The organism is Virgibacillus carmonensis (genome assembly GCF_057836705.1).
Genome location: NZ_JBYQFJ010000097.1, coordinates 1 through 917 on the forward strand (window position 1 = coordinate 1; position 917 = coordinate 917).

A 917-nucleotide genomic window follows, 5' to 3' on the forward strand; every position below is an offset into this window, starting at 1 on the left:
CACGCTGTTTCTTTCGTTTATATGTAATGATTTCAATAGTCGGTTCTTCAACTGTGGAGTCAGCTGAAGCCTCAGCTTCGTTGAAAAGGGAGAGTTGATCTGGATTGGTTTTCTCACTGGATGAACCGAATTGACGTTGCTGGCTTAGACGAAACTGCTCCTCATACCATTTTATTTTTGCCTCCAGCTCTTCCTTTTCCATCTCAAGCTTTTCGTTGCGCTCTATGTAAAATTCAATTGTGTCGTTTGATGTTTGCTCCGTATTCTTCATAAAATAATTATACGAAAAAGAACCCGCCCTGACTAGTCGGATTCCATATTTTAATAGATTTTTTATCTAAAGTATGGTGCGCGCCTTCACTTCCCGATGTGCTTGTCTTTGTTCAATGGGTAAGCCATCCAACAGCCAACGAAGTTGGCGTTGACTTATATGCAGTGGTGTGGCCTCCTTTTCAGAAGGCCAATGGAATGTCCCGCGTTCTAACCTTCGGTAATGAAGCCAAAAACCATTGTGCTCCCACTGAAGAATTTTTAACTTATCACGTTTTCGATTGCAGAAGACGAACAAGCAAGGAGAAAAGGGATCAAGTTCAAAGCATTCTTTCACAATGACCGCTAGTCCATCAATCGATTTGCGAAGATCTGTATTGCCACGGGCTATATAAACACGTTCAAACTGAGAATTTGTTAGCATTGATTTTGTAGGATTTGTACGACATCGGATAACAGTCCCATATTGGCACCGGGGCGTACTTCAACAGAAATGGTACCGAAGTGAATAAACACGGGTTCTTGACTAGAAATCTGTGCTGGCTCATCTTTCATGTCGACTGTCAGCCACTGCGTATCAGATGTTTCCTGATCAGGAGATTTTATCTCACGCTCGAATTTCTGAACCCAGTAATACATTTGAGGTT

General features: G+C 42.0%; 3 protein-coding genes. All 3 read right to left on the minus strand.

The annotated features are described in order from the left end of the window. Positions 1-271: transposase domain-containing protein (locus AC3G7N_RS20680; protein ID WP_489424048.1), on the minus strand; the 271-nt coding region annotated here is incomplete at its 3' end. Between the two features lie 66 nt (positions 272-337). Next, complete coding sequence (gene tnpB / locus AC3G7N_RS20685; protein WP_089063147.1) at positions 338-694, minus strand: IS66 family insertion sequence element accessory protein TnpB; 357 nt, start codon at positions 692-694, stop codon at positions 338-340. Next, the coding region (locus tag AC3G7N_RS20690; protein ID WP_489424049.1) for an IS66 family insertion sequence element accessory protein TnpA at positions 688-917 on the minus strand (230 nt) is incomplete at its 5' end. The genes tnpB and AC3G7N_RS20690, both read right to left, overlap by 7 nt.